The sequence below is a fragment of the Gelidibacter sp. genome (assembly GCF_035515035.1).
Lineage (GTDB): Bacteria > Bacteroidota > Bacteroidia > Flavobacteriales > Flavobacteriaceae > Gelidibacter.
In genome coordinates this window covers 1-2,572 of record NZ_DATJCA010000078.1, presented here as the reverse complement: position 1 = coordinate 2,572, position 2,572 = coordinate 1, and the positions used below count along the sequence as shown (strand labels likewise).

Below are 2,572 nucleotides of genomic sequence, written 5' to 3'. Positions count from 1 at the left end.
CGATAATTTTTGATGCCGTCATTAACCTCAAAAACCCTTTGTTTTTTATTTCTATTTAAAATCCACAATGTGACGGAGATATCAGTAGAATAAAACATGCCTTGTGGAAGAATTACGATAGCTTCAACAAGGTCATTCTCTATAATTTGTTTCCTTATTTTATACTCATCGCCACCCCCAGACAAGGCACCATTTGCCAAAATAAAACCTGCAACACCATTTTCAGAAAGCTTCGCAATCATGTTCAAAATCCAAGCGTAGTTGGCGTTAGATTTTGGTGGCACTTCATAACCTGCCCATCTTGGGTCGTCTGTCAATTCGTTCTCGGCGCGCCAATCCTTTAAATTAAATGGAGGGTTCGCCATGATATAATCGGCTTTCAGGGTTTTATGCTGGTCGTCATTAAAGGTATCGGCGGCTTTTGCTCCTAAGTTGCCTGAGATACCACGAATGGCTAAGTTCATTTTAGCCAGTTTATAGGTGGTATTGGTCAATTCCTGTCCGTATATGGAAACATCTTTTTTATCGCCTTGGTGCTTGTCTATAAACTTTAAAGACTGTACAAACATCCCACCCGAGCCACAAGAAGGGTCATAGATTTTACCTTTGTAGGGCTCAATCATTTCGGCAATCAGGTTGACAATAGATTTCGGAGTGTAGAATTCGCCTTTCCCTTTTCCTTCGGCAATCGCAAATTTGCTAAGGAAGTATTCATACACGCGCCCAATCACATCTTGGCTTTCGTCCTTTAGCGTGTCAATATTGTTAATGGTATCCAACAATGCCGAAAACTTGGATTGATCCAATCCCAAACGTGAAAAGTAATTATCAGGTAATGCGCCTTCTAAGGCTTTGTTATTTTGCTCAATAAGTTTTAGGGCTGCGTCCACCTTTAAAGTGATATCTTCTTGCTTGGCGTGCTCCATGATGTACGACCAGCGCGCTTCCATAGGTAAGTAAAAGACATTATCCGCTTGATAGAAAGACGGCATATCCAAAAACTGCGCTTTGCCATCGGCAATGAGTTCTTGTTGGCGCCGTTGAAATTTGTCATCAGCAAATTTCAAGAAGATTAAACTTAATACAACGTGTTTATATTCTGAGGGTTCCACTGAACCGCGTAATTTATTGGCAGAATCCCATAGGATTTCCTCGGTACTTTTAGTTTGTGCTTTTTTAGCCATGTAATAGTTAGGTTATGGTAATTTTTAGCTTAGTTGTAAATGTAGCAAAACCAAACTTAAGAAACCAAAGCAAATTGGAAAGGCATTTGATTTAAGCTAATGAAAAGAAAACAATACAAATCAAAAAAGCTAAACAATGATGCCATTGTTCAGCTTTAATTAGAAACTAACATTTATTTATAATTAATAAATTTCTTACATTTTCCTACATTTAATCGAATAATTAAGACTTTTATGGGGAAATTGATTTTTAAATAATATCTTAGTATAAATCAAGAAAGCACTTTAATTAGAGTGCTAAAACATAAGGCTTGATATTTAAGACCCTCAAATAAATAAGGGTTGAAAGTTAAATTAGAATGCGATTCATAACCGTATTATCTAAACACTCCAAAATATCATTCTGAAATCCTGCTGCAACAGGTTGAAAAAGTCGGTAGATTTTATCTATCGACTTTTTATTATTTAAATATAATTAGAATATCCGTAAAGCGCAAAAATAATCGATGAAATACATTAATAATTAACATATGATTGGTTTTAACCTTTTTTCGTATTACAGAACAATGCTTGCCTAGGTAAGTCCATTATTAAAAGACTATAATTCATAATCATACCTTCTACTTTTTGTGAAATCAATTTTAAATAAGGATAACTTTCAAATCAAATATCCAAATCACCTAAAATAACCCATTATCATAACCACAACTGCCCCAACCCCCAACACCAAACTCACAATAAAAACCACCACCGCCCAATTCGGATAAATTTTGGCCTGTTTTATTGTAGTGTCAAAATGATTTTCAAAACGCTCCATCGCTTTAATATTGGAGATCATTTGCTCTTGATGGGATTGGATAAGCGTTTTGTATTCCGTCAGATCCATCTTAATTTTCGTTTCTTTTAACTGGGCATTTAGTTTCTCCAACTTTTCCAGTGCATTTCTGAAATCTGTGGTCTCATTGACCAACAAGACGGTGAATTCTTCAAGTTTTGTCATGATTGTTTTATTTAATAGGATAATCCCTGTTGTATGGTTTTCTTGATAATGAACTTGGTCAGTTTTAAAGCTAATTTAGGTGCCAGGCTTACTGTATTTCCTGCCAACGTCACCCCAACGGTACTGTTTTTTAAACTCTTGACACCTTCAAGATTGCCCAATTGTTTGCCAATATTTCCAATGGACATGTTGCGATGGACTTCACTGCCCTTTAGATTATGCCCATCAAATTCAAAGCGGAAGCCCTGTAGGTTGTTTTGTTTATTTATCGTTGGGATGACTTTTACGCCGTTGGTTTCCATGGCTTTTACATAGGCATCAAATGATTTCGGTTTTAAATGGGCCATGGTCAGGTCATGTCTCCGCTTGATCTCTGTGCGTATGTCTT

At 36.4% G+C, this 2,572-nt stretch carries 2 protein-coding genes and 1 pseudogene; all 3 read right to left on the bottom strand.

Going from position 1 to position 2,572, the window contains the following annotated elements:
* Nucleotides 1–1,184: type I restriction-modification system subunit M (locus VLZ86_RS06210; protein ID WP_325449781.1), on the bottom strand; the 1,184-nt coding region annotated here is incomplete at its 3' end.
* A gap of 676 nt (nt 1,185–1,860) precedes the next feature.
* Nucleotides 1,861–2,184: a DUF6730 family protein gene (locus tag VLZ86_RS06205; RefSeq protein ID WP_325449780.1), complete on the bottom strand. Its 324-nt coding sequence runs from the start codon at nt 2,182–2,184 to the stop codon at nt 1,861–1,863.
* An 11-nt stretch (nt 2,185–2,195) separates the two neighbouring features.
* A pseudogene (locus VLZ86_RS06200) lies at nt 2,196–2,572 on the bottom strand (mobilization protein); the annotation flags it as partial.